The following is a 24655-nucleotide window of genomic DNA, read 5'->3' as shown; positions in this document are numbered from 1 at the left end:
ATGCTCTACCACTGAGCTACTGCGGAATGAAGAAAAAAATTGACGACTGTAACCATTGTAATGAGCATTTATAATTTTGTCAACAGTTCGTTATATATTGTTTTTCACTGCCATCCAATTAGCGACGGCTTTTATACTTTATCATATCTTTCTCCTTTTCGTCAACCATTATTTTTATAAAATTGAATTTTTCCTCCGCACTTTCCGCATAAATATCGTTCTGGGTTCATTTTTCTACGGCGAATAAAAGTGCTCATACATGATAGGCATTTATAAATATAAATAATATTATTTTTATTTTTTTCTCTTAATGGTGTGCAAAATCTAGGTGCACCTACTTTTTTTAAAAGCATTTTAAAGTCAGAGTCCCGATGCCGAAAACCTTTTCCTTCGATATGAAGATGGTAGTGGCAAAGTTCATGCTTAATAATCCCTATTAATTCGTCCATTCCGTATTGTTCATAATATTTTTTATTCACTTCAATATCATGGCTGTTTAATAAATATCTTCCGCCTGTTGTTCGAAGACGGTGATTAAAATACGCTTTGTGAACAAATTTTTTCCCAAAAAAGGATAGTGAAATTTGCTCCACAAGTTTTTGAAGCTGGTCATCATTCAATGTACTGCACCTACTTTAAAAACATGTTGAACAGGACAACAACTTAACGCATACAATAAATATTACTACATCTAATCGGACTCACATATTTTATTTTAGCATATGCTTTTTTTCTTGACCATAAAATGGCAAGCCAAAAAGAACAATACATCCAAGGAGGTATTAACCAATGCCGAATTGGCTTATAAATCAAATGAAGAAAGCATATTATGAAAAAAACGTTTATCAAATCAAGTTATTAAATCAATGCTGGTATTTCTATAGAAAAAAGCACTGCTCATAATTCAACAACTCTCAAAGAATAGACTAACTTTTTTTCAAAATTTTTGGTTGATAGATCGTTGTTTGCTTCCATCAGCATGCAATATAAGGTTGATAAAAAATCAGCTGTCGACTTTGCCGACAGCCGTGATTTCTGTTGTTATTTATTTAACCATTGTTAAAGCGACTCTTCCTTTATCAACATCAACTTTTTCCACCCAGACTGTCACGATGTCCCCAACCGAAACAACGTCCAAAGGATGCTTTACATATTGTTTGCTTAATTTTGAAATGTGCACAAGTCCATCCTGTTTAACGCCGATATCAACAAATACACCAAAGTCTACTACGTTTCGAACCGTTCCTTGCAGCTCCATTCCTTCTTTCAAGTCTTCAAGCTGCAGCACATCTTTTTTCAAAAGAGGTTTTGGAACTTCATCACGAGGATCGCGCTCCGGTCTCATTAAAGCATCGCATATATCCTTCAATGTATATTCGCCAATATGCAAGGCTTTTGAAGTTTCTTGAATATTCAGCGATCTGATTTTATCTTTCAACAGTTCTGTACCGATATCATCGACTGTCAATGAAAGGCTTGACAGCAGTTTTCTAGCGTCTTCATAGCTTTCAGGATGAATGCTCGTCCTGTCAAGCGGATCGTCGCCGTCCAATATTCTTAAAAAGCCGATACATTGCTCATACGTTTTCTCCCCAAGCCGTGGGATGGATTTTAAATCGTTGCGATTCACAAATTTCCCGATTTCTTCTCTTCGTTTCACAATATTATGAGCCACTGTTTTTGATAATCCAGATACGTATTGCAACAGAGACGGCGAAGCAGTATTTACGTTGACACCGACTTGGTTGACAACTGTTTCCACAACAAACGTTAAAGAGTCATGCAATTTCTTTTGGAATACATCATGCTGGTATTGACCAACACCGATTGATTTAGGATCAATTTTCACCAATTCAGCAAGCGGATCTTGAAGCCTTCTAGCAATGGATACTGCGCTGCGTTCTTCGACTTCAAGATCTGGGAACTCTTCCCGGGCTAAATCAGAAGCTGAATAAACACTTGCTCCCGCCTCGTTAACAATTAAATAATAAATATCTTCTTTTAATTCTTTTATTACATCTGCAACAAATTGTTCTGTTTCTCTTGAAGCTGTTCCATTGCCGATAGCGATTACTTCAATTTGGAAGCGTTGAATAATATCGATCAGCTTTTGTTTTGATTTTTCTATTTCATTTTTTGGCGGATGAGGATAAATCACATCAATATAAAGAACTTTTCCAGTTTCATCGACTGCCGCAAGCTTGCATCCTGTACGGTAAGCCGGGTCGATTCCTAAAACGATCGTTCCTTTTAATGGAGGTTGAAGGAGCAGTTTTCTTAAATTTTCGGAAAAAACACGAATGGCCTGATCTTCAGCTTTTTCAGTCAATTCTTTTCTAATCTCCCGCTCAATCGAAGGCTGTATAAGCCGTCTATACGCATCCTCCAACGTTTCAATTAAAATATCAGCAGCAATTGTCCTTTGATCCGAAACAACTTTTTTCTTCAAATAGGCTACTATTTGTTCTGTCGGCGGCTCGATTGCCACCCTTAAAATCCCTTCCTTCTCCCCTCTGTTTAACGCCAAAACACGATGGGGAACGATTTTTCTGATCGGTTCTTCATATTGGTAATACATTTCGAATACTTTTTTCTCATCTTTTTCTTCGTCTTTACACGTTGAGACGACCATACCTTCTTTCAACGTTTGCTCCCTTATCCATTGCCGATAATTCGGATCGTCTGAAATCCATTCTGCAATAATATCTTTTGCACCAGAGAGAGCATCTTCAACCGTATGGATTTCTTTCTCTTCATTGATGTATTTTTCGGCTTCTTCTTCAATCGATCCCGCTAGCGGCAAGGAATATATCCATTTGGCTAAAGGCTCAAGCCCTCTTTCTTTTGCAATCGTTGCTTTCGTTCTTCTTTTTTGCCGGTATGGCCGATACAAGTCTTCAACTTGCTGCAATTTTTCAGCCGCCAGTATTTCATTTCGTAAAGATTTTGTTAGTTTTCCTTGTTCCTCAATTAACCGAATAACTTCTTCTTTTCTTTTTTCAAGGTTTTGTATGTATTGCCAGCGTTCACTAATGTTTCGTATTTCCACTTCATTTAAAGCGCCTGTTTGTTCTTTTCTGTACCGCGCAATAAAAGGAACGGTGTTGCCGTCTTCAAGCAATGCAATGACATTTTGAATTTGTTTGGTGGATAGTGATAATTCGCTGCTTAACATTTGAAAAATTTTCTCATTATTTAACATTCTTTAGCCTCCACTACTATTTCCATCTACATAAACATTTTACCAAAAATTTTTTCAACATAAAAAGACAACCGTTATCCATCCGATTGTCCCAACAATTAAAAAAGCTGCCCGATTATATAAGTTAAATCATCTGTCCGATCGGAAAGAAATTTATTGAAGCCTTTCGCAATCTCGTGAATAGAAGAATGATCTTTTAACGCCGTTTTAATGTTTGAAGCATAAAGGCCATCAGTGTGAATAATAAATTTTGACCCTTTTTCATATGAAAAAGTGCGGATGCGATATTTTTTCATTTTACCAGGTAAATATCCAGCGGTTGGAATTGGATAAATGTATTCCCCAGAAGGCAAATATAAGATGAAACGAACGTTTCCTACCGAGCCGTATGTAATAGTTTTGTCTACGAAATCCACCTTTAATATTCCGACTGTCGCGCCTCTTTTACCTTTTAATTTCTTATGGCACTGTTTAAAAATCTCATGTACAGTTTCCTGCTGGTATTGCTTCACCGTTTGGCATATGATTTCAGATGATTCACGCGCAGCTTGTCCACTTCCCAACCCATCTGCGACAACACAAACAAATCTATGCTCGTCCGTACAGGTGAAAAAACTGTCTCCACAATAAGCACTGCCTACTTTTCCAACCTGACATGTCAAAAATTGAATATGTTCAGTTTCTTGATATTGAATCATTGCCCTATCTCCATTGGATCATCGTGAACAGCTTTTTTTAATTTTTTTAATGCTTGGCGCAATAGTCTGGAAACATGCATTTGGGAGATGCCTAAAATTTCACCTATTTCTTTTTGACTGCGGTTATGATAAAAAGAATGTAGAATAATTTCTTTTTCTCTCTCAGTTAAAACGTGCATAATGTTTTCAATAGTCAGTTTTTGAAGAATGCGTTCCAAGCCCTCGTCTTTTTGTCCGACAAGATCTAAAATGGTGACCGCGGTTCCATCCGGTCCAGCTTCTATTGAGTGATCAACAGAAAGCGTATGATAGTTTTTGACCATTTCCATAGCTTCCAAAACTTCTTCCTCAGCTGCTCCTAAATATTCTGCTATTTCCTTGACCTTCGGAGAGCGCTCCAGCTGACTCGTCAACTGCTCCACCGCTGCATTTATTTTTGGTCCAAGTTCTTTCATTCTGCGGGGCACATGGACGCTCCACGTTTTATCCCGAAGATAGCGTTTGATTTCTCCAATAATCGTTGGAACAACAAACGCATCAAATGATTTCCCAACTGTTGGGTCGAAGCGATCAATCGCTCCCAATAAACCGATCATCCCGACCTGTACCAAATCCTCCTGATACATTTTCGAACTTGAGTACTTTTTTGCCAGTGCAACAACAATTGGCTGATAAAGTTCAATAATTTGTTCTTGTGCTTTTTCATCTTTATTTTCCTGAACTTGACGAATGAGTGCATGGATTTCGTTATTGCATCGTTTTTGACCATGAGGTTTGTTCATTTCTCATTCGCTCCTCATTTAAAAGCTTGGACATCTTGACAGTTACTCCTGAGTTCATATCGATTGTCACTTCATCCATGAGCGTTTTAATTAGAAACAAACCTAAACCGCCCTCGCTCAATTTTTCAATCGGCATGGAAGGAGAATAAGGCCCAGTGTTTTCTTTCATTTTTGATAAATCAAAATTTTTTCCATCGTCTGAAACAGTGATCTCTAATCGATTTTCAAACAAGCTGAAGCCGATTCTCACTTCACCGTTTTCATCATGACCGTAGGCATGCTGCACCGCATTTGTACACGCTTCACTGACGGCAATCTTTAAATCTTCAATGTCATCATATGTGTACCCCATTCTATTGGCGATACCGGATAGAGTCAATCTGACAATCCCTATATACTCAGTTTTCGCAGGTATTTTCATTTCAATGTAATCAATACATTTATCCATTAATCCTCACCTTTTCTTGAAATCTCGATGATGCTGTCCAAACCGGTAATATGAAATAAGCGCTCCAGCCGCGGCGACAAATTTGTCAATTTCAGCTTTCCGCCTTGTTTTCTGACCGTTTTCAACAATCCGACAAAAACTCCTAATCCGGTTGAGTCCATATATTCAACATCTTTTAGGTTGACTTCAATAAAAGGTTCGCTTTCCTCAGAAATGGGCGCAAGTTTATTTTTTAGCGCTGGCGCAGTATAGGCATCAATCTCTCCTTTTAGATGCACATACGAAACCTTTTTTTCCCTTTTAATATCAATTTCAAGATTCATTCTGATCCCCCTCATAAAAGACAAAATCATCCATTCACTTATACCCTTTTTCGAAGCCGTTTAAACATTTTTTTTCATAATGATTAAGGTGAAATCATCCCGCAATTGAAAACCTTGCATTTTCTCAAAATCTTTATAAATATTTTCTACTATTTGCTGAGCAGGCAAATGTAAATGAGCTCGGATGGCGCTCGTCACTGCAGCTCTATCAATAAATCCTTCCTTCGTTCTTGTTTCAGTTACTCCATCTGACAAAAGAATAATCATATCGTTTTGGAAAAGATTTAATTCATATTGCTCATATTTCACTTGCCGATCAACACCTAAAACAAGCCCTTTTGATTGAAGGTCATAAAAGCGATCCTCACTGGCGCAATAATAAAAGCCCGGTTCATGTCCGGCTGATGCATATGTAATCTTATTCGTCCGAAAATCGTACTTACCAAAAAACATGGTAATAAACATATTGACATCGATGTTTTGTTCAACAACTCTATTTAAATTTTCTAATATGTAGCTCGGATTTTGCCTTGATTCCAGGAGGCTGTCCATCGCATATTTAATCATTGATATACACAATGCTGCAGGTATGCCTTTACCTATGACATCAGCAATCGCAACGCTCATTGTGTTTTCATGTTCTGCAAACTGGTAATAATCACCGTTCATAATTTTGGCAGGAACGCTGATGACCCCTATGTCCAATTCTTCGACTTTTGGAATATTCGTTTGCAGCAGTGCTTGCTGGACGTTTGCTGCAATTTCAATTTCGGATTTCAGTTCAAGCTGCCTGCCCCTCAAAAATTGATGTTCTTGATAAGCCAGACCGTATCCAACCATTACCTCCAATAAAAAGTCAAAGGAATGTAAAATTTTTTTTGGTATGTCTGGAAATAATTCTTTTAAAACTTTTAAATGGATGTTGATGATTTCCTCAGGCGGTATTTTATGTTCAATTGCTTTCCAACTGAAGCGCTGCCCTTCATATAAAGCTTGTTCGGTCAGTTCTTGAATGTAATTTGCTAACATCTCTTTATATTTCATTTGAATATCATCATCAAACGCCATAAAATCCTCCTAACGAAGCCATTTCACCACTTGTACAACGGTCCCTTCGCCTGTCTTTGAGTCGATATAAAATTCGTCCATTAAGCGCTTAACACCAGGCAATCCAGCCCCAAGTCCTCCTGACGTCGTAAATCCATCCTCCATTGCCTTGCGAATATCAGGAATTCCCGGCCCATGATCAGAGGCGGTAATTTTAATTCCTTTTTTTTCTTTTTCTTCAATTTTATCGATGTAAATTTTCCCACCATTTGCATAATGATAAATGTTCCTTGCTAATTCTGATATTGCGGTGGTAATCCGGGCTTGGTCCACTGCGCCGAATCCAAGTTCTTTCGCAGCATGACGACCCAATTGGCGGGCAGCCACAATATCCCATTCGTTCATAATCATTACACAGGATTGGCCATCCATTCTAATCCTCCAGCTCCTTAAGCAATTCCAGCCCTTTTTCCAAGTCAAGCGCAGTATGAATATCTTCCAGTTCAATGCCTAATTCGATCAGTGTAATAGCCACTGCAGGCTGAATACCTGTCAATACGACCGTCGCCCCCATTAACTTAGACATGTTGACACAGTCCCCTAAAATCTTGGCGATAAATGAATCAATGACATCAACCGAAGTTAAATCAATGACAACACCTGTTGCTCCTGTTTCATGAATTTTCTTTAATAAATCTTCCTGAAATTGCATCGCTGTTTTGTCGTCCAGCTCCCACTGTATTGAAATTAATAGATTATTATACAGTTTTAAAATAGGTATTTTTGACGTTTTCATCATCTGCGTTCACCCATTGAAACAATTTTTCGATTGGTCATTTCAAGCGCAGCTTCGATGCCTTTTTGAAGGGTATTTTTCGTCGTAATTTGACTTAAATCAATGCCTAGATTCACTATCGTTTGCGCAATTTCAGGGCGAATGCCGACAAGCAAGCTTTTTGCTCCTACAAGACGAACTGCTTCTGCAGCTTGTATAATGTGATGGGCTACCATCGTATCCACAACAGGCACACCGGTTATATCAATCAGCACCACTTCAGAACGATATTTAACGACCCCTTTTAATAAATTTTCCATAATTCTTTTGGCACGGTCCGTATCAATCGTTCCAATCAATGGCATAACAGTGATGCTATCAAAAACCGGAATCAACGGCGCAGACAATTCTTGCAGAGCCATTTTTTGGAGATTAATGGTTCTTTCATATGAAGAGGTATATTGCAGAAATACTTCCCGATTAACCGGTGAGGTAACTTTCTCTATCTCCGATAATAATTCAAGCGGATCACCCGGTATTTGTTTCTCAAGCAATTTAGCAAATAATATTTTTTCAAAAGTATGTAAGCATTGAGCAATTTTGTCCATTGGCCAGTCAAGCTGGACAATCCGTTTTGAAAATTCATGAATTTTTCTGGAAAATTCATCTTCTTTGTTTTTGCTCCATTCGATGAGAATATTCACATATTCTGCAGCAATTGCTTGATCAATTTGATCAGACTCAGCGGAAATTGATTGGGCATCAGCCTTGTTGAAGCGATCAATCCAATCCTTCATAATCTCGTCTCGATGCATTCGGATAAATTCAACTATTTCAGAAATTTTCAGTGACATGTTGCATGTCTCCTTTCAAAAACTTTGCCTTTTCAACTTTTATAGAAAAACATTAGCATTGCATAAATATAGTTGGAATTTTTTTGTTAATTAATTTTTGTGAATTTGTGCCAAAAAGACAAAACCTAAAGAAAGGTGGCACTGTCCATTTGGTAAATATATACAGTTAAACCAGAGCGACAACGACAAAAGGGAGATTATGGACTGGCTCGCCCATCAAATTTTCGCAACCAAACATAAGCTGGTTTCCACAGAGCTCTCTTTAACCAACGAGTAATTCGAAGTAGGGATTTCTTACTTTTCATCTCCAATTGAATGAGAACATGTAAGCAATACGTGATAAGGGCTAAGAAAATTTGATTTTGAATAGCTGTTTCACTCATTCCATAAAAGTGCTTAATTTCCACGTGTTGCTTGAGCCATTTGAAAAAGAGTTCAATAGCCCAGCGAGATCGGTAAATATCACTTATCTCTTCTGGTTTTAAATCAAATCGGTTGGTGATGAAACGAAGTAAGTTCCCTTTTGTGTCCATAACTTCTAGTAGACGATAGACATTTTCAGTACGATTTTGTGTGGTACCAATGTAGACCATTTTATCGGATAGAACGTGACAATCATCAGGAAGTGAAAATGTATAGACTTCACGAATGACTGCGTTTTTCTTCAGTCTTGAAACGAAGAAATAGCCATCATCTGTCATCCGGTCAAAACGTTCATAGTCCACATAACCGCGGTCAAACACATACATGGCTTCTTGATCATCCACTAGGACTTCGAGTTGATTTCGGTCATGTTCTTTTGCTGTCGTAATCACTGCTTTTTCAGGATAGACGGTGTCTTGATCCATGAAAACGAGCCGTAAGTGTAGCTTTACACCAGCTTTTGTTTGACGGAATTTTGCCCATTTATAATGGGTCAAATTCAACGGGAGTGTACTTGAATCAATGATTTTCAGTGGCATATTCTTTCCGTTTTGATAATGGTGCCGTTGAATTTTCCAAACAAGATCCAAGAACAAATTTGCAAGAATTAGTGGGTGGATCTGATTGTTTTTTCGGGATAGCTGAGAGGCACTTATCGATTCAAATCCGAGTGCTTTTTGAAGATCTTCGTCTACAAGTGCATCACTCATTTCCTCTAAGCTCTTAAATTCGAGCAGCTGGGCTACCAATAAAAGTTTAATATAGGCTTCTGTTGTCAGCTTTTTTGTGTAATAGTCCTGTTTCAATTCTTTGACTTGTTCGCTAAGTTTTTGAATATTTATGGGTGAAACCCATTTACCAAATGATGAAATTAGTGTATTCTTGTCCATAATGGTTATCCTTTACGATTGGATTTGGACAGGAACCACCTGTACTTCCATTGTAAAGGATTTTTTTGTTTCGAAATCAATAAAAAATTGAACATTCTTAGTATTTTGAATCATCAGATTTAATTACTGCAATGCTAGTGATAGAAAAATAAAAAAAAATTATAGATATGTTCCCGTTTTTATCATTTTTCTTCCACAATATCTGCTAAGCTGTCGCATTCATTGCTTACAGCTATTTTATAAAGGGAATGCGGCAAATCTTCCTTTCACTTCTCGACTATGGAAGATGCTGTTATTAAATGCTTCCTCGTTTAAAAAAGCGAATGCAGCTTGTCAGCACGTCTGTTCATTTTTGTGCAAAAATCAAAAATACCACAGTTTCGCAACTGTGGACATTTTTTCAATCTTATTTATCTTAAACATTCTACCTGCAGGCAGTCCTTTTGAAAAGATCGTTGAAATATACGTAAAAAATATTAGAAATCGATCAGCCCTAAACTGATTTGTAAGGCATCGTCCACTTTATCCATCATTTCATCATCAAGATGGGTAATTTTATCCGTTAATCGTTGTTTATCAATCGTTCTAATCTGCTCAAGCAAAATGACCGAATCCCGTTCAAATCCATATTTTTTCGCATCAATTTCAACATGAGTCGGCAATTTTGCTTTTTGAATTTGTGCTGTAATAGCGGCTACGATCACCGTTGGACTAAAACGATTCCCTATATCATTTTGGATAATTAAAACTGGACGAACGCCGCCTTGCTCTGAACCAACTACAGGGGATAAATCAGCAAAATAAACGTCGCCGCGTTTAACAATCAAAAGATTACCCCCCGCTAACTAAGCGTTCAACGGTGTGTTCAGCCTCATACTCTGCCAGAAAAGCCTCCGATGCAATATTTAGATTGATCTTCGCCATTTCCATATAACCGCGTCTCATTGACTCGCGAATTTGGCGTTTTTTACGCTCTCTCAAATACATTTTCATTGCTTGATAAATAAATTCACTTCTGTTTCCGTTTTCCTGTTTCACGATTCCATCTAATTCAGAAACAAGTGCTTGTGGCAATCGAACAATAATTTCCGTTGTTGAGCTGGATTCAGACACCAAAATACACCTCCACCGTTCCTACAAAGCCGAAATCATTTTATTCCAATATTAATATTAACATTTATATTCGTTGAAGCAAAGCCATTTTTCAAATAATTTCTTCAATATTATCGGCATTGATATGAATATTTTATTCAAGTTTCTTCATTTTTCAGTAAGCAGAGGATTTCTTACGTTTGTTTTGCCTCCATTTCTTATATAAATCCGAGGAACCCGCCAATTGATCATGCATGGAATTTCATAATTAATCGTTTCCAGCCGTTTGGCCACTTCATCAACTGAAATCATGTCATTGCCTTGTGAACCGATAAGTGTCACTTTTGTCCCGACAGGTTTTTTTTCCGGAAGCTTAATCATCAGTTGATCCATGCAAATGCGCCCGATAATAGGAACGCGCCTTCCATCGACAAGAACTTCCGAACCAGTCAATTTTCGAATCCATCCATCAGCATAACCGATTGGAACCGTACCGATCCATTCCTCCTCTTTCGCTGCGTATGTTGCTCCGTAACTTACTTTTTCCCCTTTTTTTATTTTTTTAATATGAACAATCTTTGAGTGTAAAGAAAAGGCTTCATATAACGGAAAAGGCAGCGTGCTTTTGATAAATTCCGATGGCGCCAAACCATACATGGAAATGCCAAAGCGAACCGCATTAAAAGTTTTTGTTGGAAAGCGAAGAGTCGCAGCACTGTTAGCACAATGAATAATCAAACCGTCTGTATCCACGATTTGCAATAATTCCAGGAAACGTTCATATTGCTGTTCAAAATATGCTGTATCGTGTTCGTCTGCTGTGGCAAAATGAGTGAATATACCTTCTAATCGACATAACTGCTGTCCCTTTATGAGCGAAATGGCTTGTTCGAGTTCTTTTTTATCTCTTATTCCGATCCGTCCCATACCTGTGTCTAATTTCAAGTGGATGTTGACTGATGTTTTCCCTAAATATTTTCCCGCACTTTCCAGCCATTCAGCTGAATAGGCAGTCACACTTATCCCATTTTCTCCTGCAACTGTAACATCTTCTGGTCTTACCGCTCCTAAAACGAGGATAGGGGCCTTTATTCCTGCTTGTCTCAATTTCAATGCTTCATCTAGAAAAGCGACTGCTAATTTAGAAACACCTGCTGACAATGCTGCTTGGGCAACTTCCACATCTCCATGACCATAAGCATTAGCTTTCACAACAGCAATAATTTCAGTTTCATTCGGCAAATGTTCCTTTAATCCATGAATGTTCGCTTCAATATGATCTAAATTAATTTCTGCCCATGTATCTCGGAAATAGTTCTGCATCTTAATTTCATCTCCAACGATATCGTTTTGTTTATTTTATATCACTGTTTCTTTTTAAACAATAGTACATAAAAAAGGCGGCAGAAGATCGTTTCTTTTGCCGCTCAATTTTACTACTTCCCTGATTGGCTTTGTACAGAACGAGCAACTGCAATCATTTCTTCTTGCGTCAGTTCGTTTGAAGCGAGCATATAATCCACACCATTATATGTCCATGTTAAAGAATTGTCGGTCAGCGCTCCAACTGCAAACCCTAAGTCGACCAGCTCTCCGCTGACAAATTCTGAAGAGGTAACTGGTGAAACTTCCGCAAGCTCCTCAATAAGAGTAAATGATTTTTCGCCTCCGTAAGTTAATACTACTCGTTTTCCGCTATCTGTATTCAGCTCTTTTTCTTGGACGAGATCGACACCTTCCGGCAAGTCTTCTTTAAGCGGATAAAGAACAGCAAATTGTTTGTTCGCTGATTGAGCCAAAACAGGAATATCCACTTGGGCATTGGACATCGTTTTTTCTATTTCAAAGGCATTTTTATCAAATTTTGGATTCGATTCAAAATTGGAAAATTCAACAGAAACGAGCGCATTCCGATCAACATCCATCACTTTCACATATGAAGGTGTCAAATTTTTCTTATGAAATGCAATTTTTTGGTATGGGAGCATTTGATTGTTTTGATAATTGGTTTTTGTTTCAAATACATAGTTCTTTTCCCCGACTTCGAATTTCGCTTCTTTATCCTTCAATATATCTTGGACAAGCGATTCAAACAGGTAAGCTTGACTCGAATTTTGCGGCCAATTGCTTTGGAAACGGAAGCTTTTGTTCAAAGCAGGAGTCAGAACAAATACCCCATCATCATTTCTTAAAATAATCTGGCTTTGATCCCTGTCATCATTTTTTAATAGCACTCGATAATAATGGGGCTTTTTGTGCCAAATTTCCACTTCATACACATGCGGCTCTTCCGCTGTTTTGATCGTCATTTTGGCGTTCACCTTATAGCCTTTTAATTCTTCAATTTTTTTGTTCAATGCACTTGAAACGTCTTCTTTTGATTTTACGCCACATGCAGATATTAATCCCACAAAAAGCAAACAGACAATCACGAGCTTTACGCCTCTCGTCAAATTTTTCAACCCCTTTGCCTCAATTAGCGTCACTAGGAAGTTTTGAAGAGTCAGTGAACAATTTCTGACTTGTCTCCCCTACCGCATTACAACTATATGAGGCAAGGTCAGCAAATATGCAGACTAGCTTGACAGGCTTTCAATGATTACTTGTGCAGCAGCAAATTTTTTTGAATGAGTGATTGTCACAAACACCCGGTCTGATGTAATATTTTGCACAATGATCGGTTTCCCTTTTTCATCATGTAAAATTTCAATATCTAAAAAGCCCACTGTCTTTCCGATTCCTGTCCCTAATGCTTTGCTAAATGCTTCTTTAGCGGCAAATCTGCCTGCCAAAAACTCCAATTGTCTTGAATCCCGCAATTTATTAAAGATTTCCTTTTCGCGAAACGATAAGATTCTGTCAATAATGTTTGATCTCCGCTCCATAATCTCTTTCATCCTGTCCATTTCAACGATATCAAGTCCAATCCCAACGATCACACCATCACATCCCTTTAATTTTCTACTGTACTATTTATAAATTGAAAATCATACAAATGATTATAGAATACTTGTCCTGTTGAAAAGGAGAATTCACATGTTTCGCAGAACAGAAAGCCTTCACACTTTTATTCGCCTTTATCCTGCTGTTACGATCATAAGCTGCATACATGTTGTGTTATGGATTATGATGAAACTTTCTTTCCCAATTTTTACGCTTCTATTTTCTTTTTTAACCGGATACAATGCAGGGGTTCATTCAGGGGAATGGTGGCGGCTCATTACACCAATTTTTTTGCATACTAGCTTTTCCCATCTTTTGTTTAATACAATCACACTTATTATTTTTGCCCCGCCGCTGGAACGAATGGTAAAGTCAATTTATTTTCTGGTCATTTACAGTGCATCAGGCATTATAGCTAACATTGCAACCTATTTGATCATGCCAATGGATTATTCTCATGCAGGAGCTTCAGGGGCGATTTTTGGCATTTTGGGCACGTACATGTTCATCTGTTTTTTCCGAAAGGAATATATGGATCAAAAAAACTCTCAAATGATCTTAACGGTTACAGCCATAGCTCTCGTACTGTCTTTTATTGATGCCCATATCAATGTAGTTGCACATGTAACAGGACTTCTGGCTGGATTTTTGCTAGGTAAAGTGTTTGTCCGCAAAAAACCAAGCTTCATTCATTATACGTATTATCATCAACCGGTTCGACAGGAAGGAATGAAATTATTTTTCAAAAAATGGTCGATATGGATTTTTGTTTTCGTTTTTATACTTGCGGCTATTTTATATGTGTTGTAAAAATTTAAATCACTCCCATCCACATGAGAGATGGGAGCTTCTAAACTTGTCCTTCACTTCTTCTTGAAAACCATTTATAAATTTCCATTCCGTCCTTTTCCTCGAGGTTTTTAACAGCAAAAAAGCTTCCAGTAGACTTGGAAATAATACTGCACTGAACAGAAGTCAGATCTTTTTGTCTCTGAAAATAGGATTGTTTCAATTCCAATGATTGAATCCGCTTTTTTTCGAAAAAGACGGTTGTCTTATTCAACACGCGGAAAGACAGCGTCAATTCTTTTCCATTTAAATACCAACCTGTATCTTTATATTGAAAATATCCGAGCACCAGTGCAAAAGGAATGAGAATAAGTGATAAGTAGCCCCATGGTTTAAAAAACAAGCATAAAGGGACGGCTATGAGAAGTGATAAAATCAGCATACGGAGCAAAAATCTGGACAACGCACGCCGCGGAACCGGGTGCAGTGTCTCGTTTATCGTCAAATGAAAAAAGCTTTCAACCTTTTCTTTAACTTGTTTCTTCCGAATTAACGGAAACAAAATGGTCTCGACATCCTTGTCACTTCCGCCTCCCGCCGATTCAATATGTACAGTTGCATATCCAAAAGGCTGGCGCAGCCAATTTTCTGTTACTTTAATTGCTTGAATACGATCTATTGGTATAGAAATCTGTTTTTTTTCAAAAATGCCACTTGAAATAATAATCTGTCCGGCTTCTTCTCGAACTATAAAATCTCCGTACTGGAGTAAAACCCCGATAAAGCTTATAATCCACGCAATGATCAAACCAATCAAACATAAGATGACAATCATCGTCACACTTGCATGGACAATCCATTCCAGCTTGTCAAATATTTTTTCGTACGGAATAATTTCATCAAATTGGCTTAAAAAGGCTACGATTGACAGAGCAACCCCTAAGCCGCTTGAAGTTGCTGCAGTAATAAGCAGTTCGTTAAAGCTTATTTTGTAAAGAACCCTTCCTTCTTCCAGTTTGTCTTGCTCTGCTTCTCCTTGTGCTATTTGTCTTTTTTGCTCCTTGATGATTGTCCGAATCTGTTCTGCCTCTTCTTTCCGTATGGCGCTAAGTTCAACCTCTGCTTCGCCCATGCCGCCCGCTGTTTCGATTTCAAGCTTCACTACACCGAAGAGGCGCTGGATGAAACCGGCGGTTACATTTATGGATTGAATTCTTTCAATCGGTATATATCGATTTTTTTTAAAAAAAACGCCCTGCTCAACACGAAATTCATTTTCTTCAATGCGATAAGTAAATTTCAACCAATTTAACACACTGAAAATGATCGTGAGTATAAGTGCTAGAATCGTTCCGATCAATAAAAACGACCGGATGTTTCCTATGTTTGTGACAAACAAGAAAATATTCGTTACTATAATTTCTTTAATCGCCTTCGCAATTTTCACTAAAACAGCTACGGGATGCAATCTTTTCTGATCATACATCATCCTTCGCCTCCCGTGCCAATTTCGAGATATAATCGCGAAGCTGATCCGCTTCTTCCATTTCCAGGGCAGGAATCTCGTGAACCGTTGCTGCAGTGGAAATAGTTACAGTCGCCAAGTTATATTTTCTTAAAATCGGCCCTTGTGAGGTATCTACATGCTGAACTCTCACCATTGGAACAAGCACACGGGTAACTGTAAACAATCCATGCTGCAAATCCAGTTCATTCTCATGAACTTCATATCGCCATATTTTCAACCGAATATTTGGAAAAATGAAAATGGAACAAATAGAAGACACCAACCAAATAATTGCCAATATAGGAATAATCCATTTCGGCCAGTTGAAAAAAAATATCAATAAGGATATGCCTATGATCACCAGCAACTCAACGATGCTCCAAATAGCCGCAGTGATCTTCCATACAGTAACAGCTTTAGGACTAATGCGATTTTGTGGTTCGCGCCGCAAGTTTTTCCCTCCCTTGTCTCCTTCTGTAAAAAATTACGTTTCATTTAGGCAAAAAGTTTCAAATATATAAAAAGGAGGCAGCTCCAAGTTTTGGAATGCCTCTTTTTCCATGTCTGATTATTCTTTTTCATTCCAATTATTTTGGGCTAGCCCATCCTTTTGTCGATCTTGCTGAATGAAAGGAGCGTTTCCGTCCAACCCGTTTGTTTTTTAAATCAAGCTTTCGTTTATTTCTGCTTTTTTCTTTCTTCATAGGGAGAGGAGGTTCCTCCGTCAATTTTACAGGTGTCGTATCCGGCTCCTTCGTTAACATTTTAATAGCTGCAGCAAGCAATGGGACGGAATCATATTTTTCCAATAGCTCCGCAGCAAAATTTTTATACTGATCTAAATTTTCAGTTTCCACTACAGAGCAAATTTTTTCGACCGTCATTTTTTGTTTTCCTACTAGTGCTTCATCTAAAGTAGGAGGACGCATTCGATCCATTTTTCTTTTTGTTGTATGCTCAATGGTTTCCAAAATACCGCGTTCCCTTGCGGTTATAAACGTCATCGCTTTTCCTGACTTCCCAGCCCGTCCTGTTCTTCCAATTCTATGCACATAGCTTTCAGGGTCTTGAGGCACATCAAAATTATATATATGGGTGATACCAGATATATCAAGCCCTCTGGCTGCTACGTCTGTTGCAACAAGTACATCAATGGCTCCATTTTTAAATTTGTTCAAAACTGATAAACGTTTCGCTTGGCTTAAATCGCCATGAATTCCTTCTGCTGAATAGCCGCGGACATTTAATGCTTCAGAAAGTTCGTCCACTCGGCGCTTTGTCCTGCCAAACACAATCGCAAGCTCCGGTGATTGCAGATCAAGAAGTCTTGTCAAAACGTCAAATTTTTGTTTTTCAGGCACTTCTAAATAATATTGCTGCACATTTGGAACCGTTACTTCTTTCGCTTTTACACGGACATGAGTCGGATTTTTCATAAAGCGTTCTGCAATTGATTTAATTGGACCAGGCATTGTCGCAGAAAAAAGAAGGGTTTGACGCTCCCTTGGAATATTTGAAAGAATGTGCTCAATATCATCAATAAACCCCATGTTGAGCATTTCATCCGCTTCATCTAAAACGACAGTGTGCACAGAATCAAGCCGCAGCGTATTGCGCCGTATGTGATCCAATAACCTTCCAGGTGTTCCAACAATGATGTGGGGCGGCTTCTTCAAAGCCCGAATCTGCCTGGAAATGTCCTGGCCTCCGTAAATCGGCAATACTCTTGTCCGTTTATCATAGCCGATTTTATATAACTCTTCTGATACTTGTATAGCAAGTTCCCGTGTTGGGGCTATCACAATCGCTTGAACAGCTGAATCATGAACATTAATTTTTTCTACTAAAGGGATGCCAAAAGCTGCTGTTTTTCCTGTCCCTGTTTGCGCTTGTCCAATGATGTCTTTATTGTTCAAGCCTAAAGGGATCGCCTGCATTTGAATGGGAGTCGCTTCTTCAAAGCCCATTCTTTTTATTGATTTTAACAGCTCCGGACTCAACCCGAACTGGTGAAACAAATTTGTCAATTTTTCCAAACTCCTTTAAGACTTTTATTAAGCGCTGCTGGATAAAAAGGCTCTTGTGCGTATTTTCTAGAAACTGTAAGCTTATCATAGTCGTGAGAATCAGTGTAAACTCCGATTTTTTGCTAGAAAGTACGCATAGGGATTTTTATCCATTCACCGCAGGTGTTATCATACCATTTCCATCAATCTATTTCAACTTACCGCACTATAGCTAAAAAAGCATAAAAACAAAAGCACAAGCAAAATGATGTTTTATTTTATTCTTCCATTAATGCATGAACAACATCTTCCAGCTTCATTCCTCTAGACGCTTTCACTAACACAAGATCTTTTGAGCCTAGAGCTTTCTTTAATTCATGAATTAGTTCATCTTTGTCAAAAAACACATGAATTTTTCTTTCATCTATAACTTTCTTTGCACCAACGGCAATTTCTTTTCCGAGCTTTCCAAATGTAAAGAGGTGATCAATTTCTTGATCAGACAGCATCATTCCTACTTCTTGATGAAGTTCAACTTCTCTTTCGCCAAGCTCCAGCATATCCCCTAAGACAAGAATTTTTTGCGAATATCCTTTTAGACCATGGACTAGATCAATGGCTGCTTTCATCGCTGTAGGATTCGCGTTATATGCATCATTTATGATGGACAGACCGTTCTTCGTTTGAATCATTTCAAGTCTCATGTTTGTTATTTTCAAATCGCGAAGCCCTTTTTCAATACGATCCAGTCCGATCTTTAGGAGTTCTCCAACAGCGATCGCTGCCAATGCGTTTAAAACATTGTGACGGCCTAAAACAGGGATAAAAAAAGGCTGTTCAGCTATATTGGCGCGAAACCGTGTTCCTTCACCCAACAGCTCCATTGATGTCGGAAAAAGATTATTGTTTTTATTTTCTCCAAACGTTACGGTTTGACATGAATAATCTTTTTTTAGCAAAGGCTCATCACCATGATAAATGAGCGTTCCATTCTCTTTTAAACCCTTTATAATTTCAAGCTTTGCTTCCGCAATCCCTTCACGAGAGCCTAAATCTTGTAAATGAGCATCGCCGATATTGGTAATGACGGCTATATCAGGACGTGCAATTGATGATAATAATTCAATTTCTCCCTTAGCGTTCATGCCCATTTCTAATACGGCCACTTCTGTATCTTCAGGCATATCTAATATTGTTAAAGGCAGACCGATATGGTTGTTGAAATTCCCTTTCGTTTTATGCACGCGATACCGAGTGCCCACAACCGATGCGATCATATCTTTTGTCGTTGTTTTGCCATTAGAGCCTGTAATCCCTACTACTTTTGGGTTTACTGCCAACAAATAGTGAGAAGCAATCTGCTGCAATGCTGCCAAGGTGTCGTCGACAATGATCAATGGTTTGTCTTGCGGCGGATTCGGGACTGATCTAGACCATAAGGAGGCATGAGCACCATTTTCGAACGCTTTCTCGACAAAGTCATGTCCATTAAACTTTTCGCCAATAATGGGTACAAATAAGTTTCCTTTACGGACATTCCGCGAATCAGTCGTTACTCCTTCGATGGTAATCTTCTCAAATTCCTCTTTTAATTCTGCGTTGTTTGCCATCTGCTTAATTGCTGATAATTGCCGTTTTATCATGCTATTTTGTTCTCCTTTCAAAAGGCGGCTTTACACAGCCGCCCTAAGAACGATCTTTAAATAGTATACTTGATTCTCTGTTTTAGTTCATATCGCTCGATTCCAAGCTGAACCAATTTTTCAATCAACGCCGGATAATCGATGCCGCTGTGCTTCCATAAAAGAGGGAACATGCTAAACGGCGTAAATCCAGGCATTGTGTTCACTTCATTGATCAACGGTGTTCCGTCTTTTCTCAAGAAAAAGTCTGCCCGAACAAGTCCAGAACCATCGATAGCTTTAAATGCTTTCAGCGCCATTTTCTTGATTTGTTCATATTGCTCTTCCGTTATGTCAGCTGGAATAATGAGCTCCGTATCTCCGTCTTCATATTTCGCTTTATAATCGTAAAACTCTTTTTTCGGAGCAATTTCCCCAACAACAGAACAGATCGGTTCGTCATTTCCAATTACTCCGATTTCAACTTCCCTTCCATCAATACTTTCTTCAATAATCAGCTTCCGATCATACAGAAACGCTTCTTCAATAGATTGAATGAGCGATTGCCGATCTTTTGCCTTGCTGATACCTACGCTTGAACCGAGGTTGGCTGGCTTTACAAAGCAAGGATATCCGAGCTGCTCCTCGACTTTTTGAAAAACCTCCTCTTTATCTTTTTCCCAGTCTTTGTTCGTAAACCAAACGTACTTTGCCTGAGCAAGTCCTGCTTGGGCAAATAAATTTTTCATAATGATTTTATCCATTCCTGCTGCTGAAGCCAAAACTCCATTCCCAACATAAGGTATATTCAGCAATTCCAGCATTCCTTGTATCGTTCCATCTTCACCATTCGGTCCATGCAATAGCGGAAATACGATATGGACTGGATCAGCGCTTCCTGGAGCGTTAAATAGCTCTTGACTGAAAGGTACCGGCAAATGTTCACCTTTTTCTCCAGCTTCGGAATTTCCCGCTAGAAACTTCAAGTCTTCTACTCTTTCAACTGGACCGTTCAATTGCTTTCCTTTTACCCATTGCCCTTGCTCCGTAATGTAAATTGGATATATGTCAAATTTATTTTTATCGAGAGCGTTTATTACTGCCCGAGCTGTTTGTAATGATACTTGATGCTCGGCAGATTTGCCCCCATATACAAGCGCCAGTTTGATTGCCATTTATTTTTTCCTCCCGTTTTGAAAAAAATCATCTGTTTTATTTTATCATTATATAGGTTGTTTTTGTTATCATTGCCGAACAATTTATTTGCGGGAGAAAAAAATTCACTTCTTCTTTACCATGAATTAAAATAAATACGAAGGAAGGAGGGGTTATCCAATGAAGCCAATAGAGACAGCAGAACAGTTTGAACAAGTGATTCAGAGCAATCAAGAAACCATCATCAAGTTTTTTGCCGATTGGTGCCCTGATTGCAAAAGAATGGACATGTTTATCGGCGACATTTTAGAAGAATACGGTCAATATGAATGGTATGAGATCAATAAAGATCAATTCCCCGACCTAGCTGAAAAATATCAAGTAATGGGAATTCCAAGCATTTTAATTTTTAAAAACAACGAAAAAATCGCTCATCTGCACAGCGCATACGCAAAAACACCTGAGGAAGTGAAAGAATTTTTAGGCTCGCATCTTAAATAAAGAAAAAGCCGCTGGGGGTGTCTAATAAGTCGTTTTTACGGCTTATAGACGCCCCTATTAATGTTTTAGAAACGTTGATATATCGGTGTTTATGATTTTTTGTTTTCAATGGCGATTTGATTTTCTAAGACAGCCCTTTCATAAAAAGCACGAATCTAAAAAAACTGGACTTCGGATGTTTTTTCATCCAGTCCAGCCTCATTCTTTTCCTATCAAAATATTTCTATTCCTTTTTTAAATCCTCTAAAACCGTCAATAAATCTCTTAATTGGCTGATTTCATAGTCTGGAGTGACTTCTCCGCTAAGCTCCAACTGCTTTCGATTAATCCAAACAGACCGGATATTTGTCCGTGATGCCCCAAGTATGTCAGTGCTCAGTTTGTCTCCAACCATTACCACTTCATTGCTTTGAACACCCATTAAGTTTAGTGCGTGTTCAAAAATTGACGGATCAGGCTTACCTTTGCCGAACTCACCTGAAATGACAATATGCTCAAAATACGATGAGAGAGCAGAAACACTAGCAATCTTTTCTTTTTGCAGGCTTGGATCCCCGTTTGTTAAAAGAAGCAAACGATAGTTTTGTTTCAGCCGTTCTAATACTTCAAATGTATCTTCATATACGAGCGGTCTTTTGCGCCGTTCTGCATGAAAAAGCTCAGCCAGCTTTTCCCCGAATTCAGCATCATCTATACCGACCGCCTTCAAACCGTTCGTCCAAGCATCTTTTCTGTAAACAGGCGCCAATTGATTAAGCTTCCCAAACTGTTCGTGCACGATTTCGCTAAAATTCGCCCAAAGGCCTTCAAACGGATTGATGCCAATCATTTTTGTAAATGGATATGTTTCATAAGATTCATACAATTTTTTCGCTTCTTGACGAACCGCTTCCTCAAGCTGTTTTGAATCAACCCCGTATTGTTCTTCGGCTGTGGTGCAAACATATTGGAATGTGTCGCTGACGCTTTTTTCATCCCAAAGAAGTGTATCATCTAAGTCAAAAAAAACAGCTTTAATCAATCATCTATCTCCTCTCCATATTCTGTTCCATTCTTACCTAAAAACAATTTTTTGACACTGCCAATATTTCTGATTCGAAAGCAAATAAAATTGAATTATACCTCTTTCGTCCAGCCGAACTTGTCTTCCGCTTTTCCGTATTGAATGTTCGTGATCGTTTCATAAAGCTTTTTAGAAAACTCGCCTGTTTCAGAATTATTCAATAGCATTTTATGCTCATTCCATTTCAGCTCTCCGACCGGCGAAATTACCGCTGCTGTTCCTGTTCCGAAAACTTCTTCCAATTCCCCGTTTTTGTAGGCATTGAAGATATCTTCTATTGAAATGCGTTCTTCATGCACCGGTACTCCCCAATCTTTCACTAGCTGGATAACGGAGTCTCTTGTTATACCGCTCAAAATGCTTCCGTTTAATTTTGGCGTGTACACTTCACCGTTGATTTTGAAGAAAATGTTCATGCTTCCAACTTCTTCAACATATTTATTTTCTTTTCCATCGAGCCAGAGCACCTGATCGTATCCTAATTCCTCCGCTTTTTTTTGGGCGTATAAGCTAGCTGCATAGTTTCCGGAAGTTTTAACATGACCGACTCCTCCCGGTACAGCGCGAACATATTCATCTTCAACATAAATTTTTACAGGCACGAGCTGACGGCCTGAATAGTAAGCTCCAACTGGCGACAGGATAATCATAAACTTGTATTCGCTTGCTGGTCTAACTCCTAAATATGGTTCGGTTGCAATGATGAACGGTCTGATATATAAAGAAGTGCCTTCTTTATTTGGAATCCAATCTCTTTCCACTTCAACAAGCCGTACAATGGCTTCCAATACTAGATCAGGGGCAATGGGCGGGATACACATTCGTTCGCAAGAGCGGTTCAATCGCTCTATATTTTTATCCGGTCTGAATAACAATGTGCGGCCGTCATTCGTTTTATAAGCTTTCAGCCCTTCAAAAATTGCTTGTCCGTAATGGAATACCATTGCTGACGGCGACAGCACCAACGGTTCAAAAGGCACTATACGCGGGGAATGCCACCCTTGCTCCTCATTATAATCCAATATAAACATATGGTCTGTAAAATGTTTTCCAAATCCTAACGATTCAAGATCAGGCTTTTCTTTCAACCGGTCCGATTTAATAAATTCAATAACTTGATTCATGTTCATCCATCCTTTCTCATTATTTTAATTTTATTGTGCGCTGCTGACTAGACCTATTTGGTTGCCAATTTTTATTGAATGCTTGATTGGCTAAAACGGGCTTTTCTTTTAGCGGGCAGCATGGCGAAATAGCCAATTAAAAAAACATGCCCCAGCAATCACCAACGCATAAAATATCGGTTGATTGCTGGGGCGAGATGCTTCGCGGTACCACCCAGCTTCTCTGTATTCCTCACAGAATACAGACTCAGCAAGTCACACATAGATGACTTTCTTCGTAACGGAAGATCCGTTGTTTTATACTTTGGCAAAAAGCCATTTCTAAAACAAGGCTCCAAGGCGATCTTCAAAGAGAGATAACGGCTGGCCTTTCAGCCTATGGGTCAGCTCTCTAATACGTCATCGCTCTCTTCTACTGCTCCTTTTCCTCACCTTTTTCATATGAAATTATCAAAATAAAAACTCGCCCCAATCCAAAAAAGAAGTATTGGATTGTTGAGGCGAGTTATTCGCGGTACCACTCAACTTTTCTGTATTCCTCGCGAAATACAGACTCAGCAAGTCATGTACATGACTTTTCTTGATAACGGAAGAACCGTTGCTTTATACTTTAGCTTGCGCTATTTCTAAAACAAAGCTCCAAGGTGACCTTCAAAGAGTGGTGGACGGCTGGCCTTTCAGCCTGAGGGTCAGCTCTCTATGCGCCACCGGCCTCTTTTACTGCTCCTTTTCTTTGCTTTTCTTATCTGAAAATAATTTATTTAGTAAATAATTTTGAAAATGATTATATAATCTCTTTCGTTTTAAGTCAATAAGAATTTAGTTTTTAACAAAAATTTGTTTCCGACACGTCTCGATTTCATCCAATTCATCACTTTTTCTCTATATCTGAATACACTGACATAAGAAAAATGAAAGGTGGGATATTTGCATGTATGCTAATACACATTATGTAAACTACTATTATCCAGTTTACGACCACAGCTTCATTAGACAAAATAGATATAACAGCTCCATTGACAATATACTGAAGGCTATCTTAAACGGAATTTCATCTGAAGCAAGTGCCATTGATTTTTACACAAGATTGGCAAAGGCGGCGGCAACTTCTGAACAGAGACAGGCAATTGAACATGCGCTAGAAGACGAAAAAATACATTTACGAACATTCACGCAGCTTTATCAAACATTAACAGGAAAAAAACCGGTTTATCAAACAAAAATAACTCGATTCCGAAATTTCCAAGAAGGTCTGCGGATCGCTTATGAACAAGAATTGGAAGCATATGAGACATACCGCGATAATTATTTATCTACACAAGATCCAATGATTCGAGATGCTTTCTTTAGAGCCATGACTGATGAAATTGAACATGCGTTAAGATTTAGCCACGTACTAAACAAGAAATAG

The 24655-nt window shown here is 38.5% G+C and carries 26 protein-coding genes, 1 tRNA gene, 1 pseudogene and 2 other annotated features (1 of these 30 running past the window's edge); of the genes and pseudogenes, 4 read left to right on the top strand and 24 right to left on the bottom strand.

The annotated features are described in order from the left end of the window. A tRNA-Asn gene (locus NSQ44_RS01730) sits at nt 1-26 on the bottom strand (it extends 49 nt beyond the left edge of the window). Nucleotides 27-161: 135 nt separating this feature from the next. Beyond that, on the bottom strand, nt 162-620 hold the full coding sequence (locus NSQ44_RS01725; RefSeq protein ID WP_063388239.1) for a SprT family protein: 459 nt from the start codon (nt 618-620) through the stop codon (nt 162-164). A gap of 169 nt (nt 621-789) precedes the next feature. On the opposite strand from NSQ44_RS01725, the gene cmpA reads away from it, so the two are divergent. Beyond that, nucleotides 790-903, top strand: coding sequence for a cortex morphogenetic protein CmpA (gene cmpA / locus NSQ44_RS01720; RefSeq protein WP_094245000.1), 114 nt, complete (start codon nt 790-792; stop codon nt 901-903). 142 nt (nt 904-1045) lie between these two features. Here the strand turns inward: cmpA and NSQ44_RS01715 are convergent, their stop codons facing one another. From NSQ44_RS01715 to acpS, 15 genes are all read right to left on the bottom strand, one after another. Further along, nucleotides 1046-3202: a Tex family protein gene (locus tag NSQ44_RS01715; protein ID WP_340854614.1), complete on the bottom strand. Its 2157-nt coding sequence runs from the start codon at nt 3200-3202 to the stop codon at nt 1046-1048. 98 nt (nt 3203-3300) lie between these two features. Next, a complete protein-coding gene (locus tag NSQ44_RS01710) occupies nt 3301-3900 on the bottom strand; it encodes a PP2C family serine/threonine-protein phosphatase (RefSeq protein WP_063388237.1) in 600 nt (199 codons plus the stop codon). Continuing rightward, entirely contained in the window at nt 3897-4682 is a 786-nt protein-coding gene (gene sigB, locus NSQ44_RS01705) for an RNA polymerase sigma factor SigB (protein WP_094244998.1), read from the bottom strand. The genes NSQ44_RS01710 and sigB overlap by 4 nt, the downstream gene beginning before the upstream one ends. Next, the gene (gene rsbW / locus NSQ44_RS01700; protein ID WP_094244997.1) at nt 4648-5130 is read right to left on the bottom strand and encodes an anti-sigma B factor RsbW; all 483 of its coding nucleotides are present in this window, start codon (nt 5128-5130) and stop codon (nt 4648-4650) included. The genes sigB and rsbW overlap by 35 nt, the downstream gene beginning before the upstream one ends. Continuing rightward, complete coding sequence (locus NSQ44_RS01695) at nt 5130-5453, bottom strand: anti-sigma factor antagonist (RefSeq protein ID WP_063388234.1); 324 nt, start codon at nt 5451-5453, stop codon at nt 5130-5132. The genes rsbW and NSQ44_RS01695 overlap by 1 nt, the downstream gene beginning before the upstream one ends. A gap of 60 nt (nt 5454-5513) precedes the next feature. Continuing rightward, the gene (locus NSQ44_RS01690; RefSeq protein ID WP_340854610.1) at nt 5514-6521 is read right to left on the bottom strand and encodes a PP2C family protein-serine/threonine phosphatase; all 1008 of its coding nucleotides are present in this window, start codon (nt 6519-6521) and stop codon (nt 5514-5516) included. 9 nt (nt 6522-6530) lie between these two features. Continuing rightward, the gene (locus NSQ44_RS01685; RefSeq protein ID WP_063388232.1) at nt 6531-6932 is read right to left on the bottom strand and encodes an anti-sigma regulatory factor; all 402 of its coding nucleotides are present in this window, start codon (nt 6930-6932) and stop codon (nt 6531-6533) included. 1 nt (nt 6933) lies between these two features. Further along, a complete protein-coding gene (locus NSQ44_RS01680) occupies nt 6934-7296 on the bottom strand; it encodes an STAS domain-containing protein (RefSeq protein ID WP_063388242.1) in 363 nt (120 codons plus the stop codon). Continuing rightward, complete coding sequence (locus NSQ44_RS01675) at nt 7296-8129, bottom strand: STAS domain-containing protein (protein ID WP_130158217.1); 834 nt, start codon at nt 8127-8129, stop codon at nt 7296-7298. Before NSQ44_RS01675 ends, NSQ44_RS01680 begins: the two co-directional genes overlap by 1 nt. A gap of 197 nt (nt 8130-8326) precedes the next feature. After that, nucleotides 8327-9442: an IS4 family transposase gene (locus tag NSQ44_RS01670; protein ID WP_340854607.1), complete on the bottom strand. Its 1116-nt coding sequence runs from the start codon at nt 9440-9442 to the stop codon at nt 8327-8329. A 476-nt stretch (nt 9443-9918) separates the two neighbouring features. Next, nucleotides 9919-10269: a type II toxin-antitoxin system endoribonuclease NdoA gene (ndoA, locus tag NSQ44_RS01665; RefSeq protein ID WP_063388230.1), complete on the bottom strand. Its 351-nt coding sequence runs from the start codon at nt 10267-10269 to the stop codon at nt 9919-9921. 4 nt (nt 10270-10273) lie between these two features. Next, nucleotides 10274-10555: a CopG family ribbon-helix-helix protein gene (locus tag NSQ44_RS01660; protein ID WP_063388229.1), complete on the bottom strand. Its 282-nt coding sequence runs from the start codon at nt 10553-10555 to the stop codon at nt 10274-10276. 147 nt (nt 10556-10702) lie between these two features. Beyond that, nucleotides 10703-11857 (bottom strand): alanine racemase, encoded by a 1155-nt coding sequence (gene alr / locus NSQ44_RS01655; protein WP_340854605.1) that lies wholly within the window; start codon nt 11855-11857, stop codon nt 10703-10705. 113 nt (nt 11858-11970) lie between these two features. Continuing rightward, entirely contained in the window at nt 11971-12987 is a 1017-nt protein-coding gene (locus tag NSQ44_RS01650) for a LolA family protein (protein WP_094244993.1), read from the bottom strand. 123 nt (nt 12988-13110) lie between these two features. After that, nucleotides 13111-13473 carry a holo-ACP synthase gene (gene acpS / locus NSQ44_RS01645; RefSeq protein WP_094244992.1) on the bottom strand — a complete coding sequence of 121 codons (363 nt, stop codon included), beginning with the start codon at nt 13471-13473 and terminating at the stop codon, nt 13111-13113. 97 nt (nt 13474-13570) lie between these two features. Between acpS and NSQ44_RS01640 the strand changes: the two are divergent. After that, nucleotides 13571-14155: pseudogene (locus NSQ44_RS01640) on the top strand (rhomboid family intramembrane serine protease); the annotation flags it as partial. Between the two features lie 172 nt (nt 14156-14327). Here NSQ44_RS01640 and NSQ44_RS01635 read toward each other — a convergent pair. The 5 genes from NSQ44_RS01635 to NSQ44_RS01615 all read right to left on the bottom strand — a co-directional run bounded on the left by NSQ44_RS01635 (nt 14328) and on the right by NSQ44_RS01615 (nt 20576). Beyond that, entirely contained in the window at nt 14328-15755 is a 1428-nt protein-coding gene (locus NSQ44_RS01635) for a PH domain-containing protein (protein WP_340854602.1), read from the bottom strand. Next, the gene (locus tag NSQ44_RS01630; RefSeq protein WP_063388223.1) at nt 15745-16224 is read right to left on the bottom strand and encodes a PH domain-containing protein; all 480 of its coding nucleotides are present in this window, start codon (nt 16222-16224) and stop codon (nt 15745-15747) included. Before NSQ44_RS01630 ends, NSQ44_RS01635 begins: the two co-directional genes overlap by 11 nt. A gap of 136 nt (nt 16225-16360) precedes the next feature. Then, nucleotides 16361-17740 carry a DEAD/DEAH box helicase gene (locus tag NSQ44_RS01625; protein WP_340858078.1) on the bottom strand — a complete coding sequence of 460 codons (1380 nt, stop codon included), beginning with the start codon at nt 17738-17740 and terminating at the stop codon, nt 16361-16363. Between the two features lie 317 nt (nt 17741-18057). Further along, nucleotides 18058-19422: a UDP-N-acetylmuramoyl-tripeptide--D-alanyl-D-alanine ligase gene (locus NSQ44_RS01620; RefSeq protein WP_340854601.1), complete on the bottom strand. Its 1365-nt coding sequence runs from the start codon at nt 19420-19422 to the stop codon at nt 18058-18060. A gap of 56 nt (nt 19423-19478) precedes the next feature. Further along, complete coding sequence (locus tag NSQ44_RS01615; RefSeq protein ID WP_340854600.1) at nt 19479-20576, bottom strand: D-alanine--D-alanine ligase; 1098 nt, start codon at nt 20574-20576, stop codon at nt 19479-19481. A 160-nt stretch (nt 20577-20736) separates the two neighbouring features. Between NSQ44_RS01615 and NSQ44_RS01610 the strand changes: the two genes are divergently transcribed. Then, nucleotides 20737-21057, top strand: coding sequence for a thioredoxin family protein (locus NSQ44_RS01610; protein ID WP_063388220.1), 321 nt, complete (start codon nt 20737-20739; stop codon nt 21055-21057). Nucleotides 21058-21280: 223 nt separating this feature from the next. On the opposite strand, the gene NSQ44_RS01605 is transcribed toward NSQ44_RS01610, so the two are convergent. Both NSQ44_RS01605 and NSQ44_RS01600 read right to left on the bottom strand, forming a co-directional pair. After that, the gene (locus NSQ44_RS01605; protein WP_340858077.1) at nt 21281-22075 is read right to left on the bottom strand and encodes an HAD family hydrolase; all 795 of its coding nucleotides are present in this window, start codon (nt 22073-22075) and stop codon (nt 21281-21283) included. 98 nt (nt 22076-22173) lie between these two features. Then, the gene (locus tag NSQ44_RS01600; protein ID WP_340854599.1) at nt 22174-23244 is read right to left on the bottom strand and encodes a branched-chain amino acid aminotransferase; all 1071 of its coding nucleotides are present in this window, start codon (nt 23242-23244) and stop codon (nt 22174-22176) included. A 185-nt stretch (nt 23245-23429) separates the two neighbouring features. Then, nucleotides 23430-23682, bottom strand: a binding site (T-box leader). A gap of 55 nt (nt 23683-23737) precedes the next feature. Beyond that, nucleotides 23738-23987, bottom strand: a binding site (T-box leader). Between the two features lie 188 nt (nt 23988-24175). On the opposite strand from NSQ44_RS01600, the gene NSQ44_RS01595 reads away from it, so the two are divergent. After that, complete coding sequence (locus tag NSQ44_RS01595; RefSeq protein WP_094244986.1) at nt 24176-24655, top strand: ferritin family protein; 480 nt, start codon at nt 24176-24178, stop codon at nt 24653-24655.

Source organism: Aeribacillus sp. FSL M8-0254, from assembly GCF_038008845.1.
GTDB classification, from domain to species: domain Bacteria; phylum Bacillota; class Bacilli; order Bacillales; family Aeribacillaceae; genus Aeribacillus; species Aeribacillus composti.
Note: the sequence above shows the minus strand (reverse complement) of the source record. Positions and strands in the feature narration are given on the sequence as shown.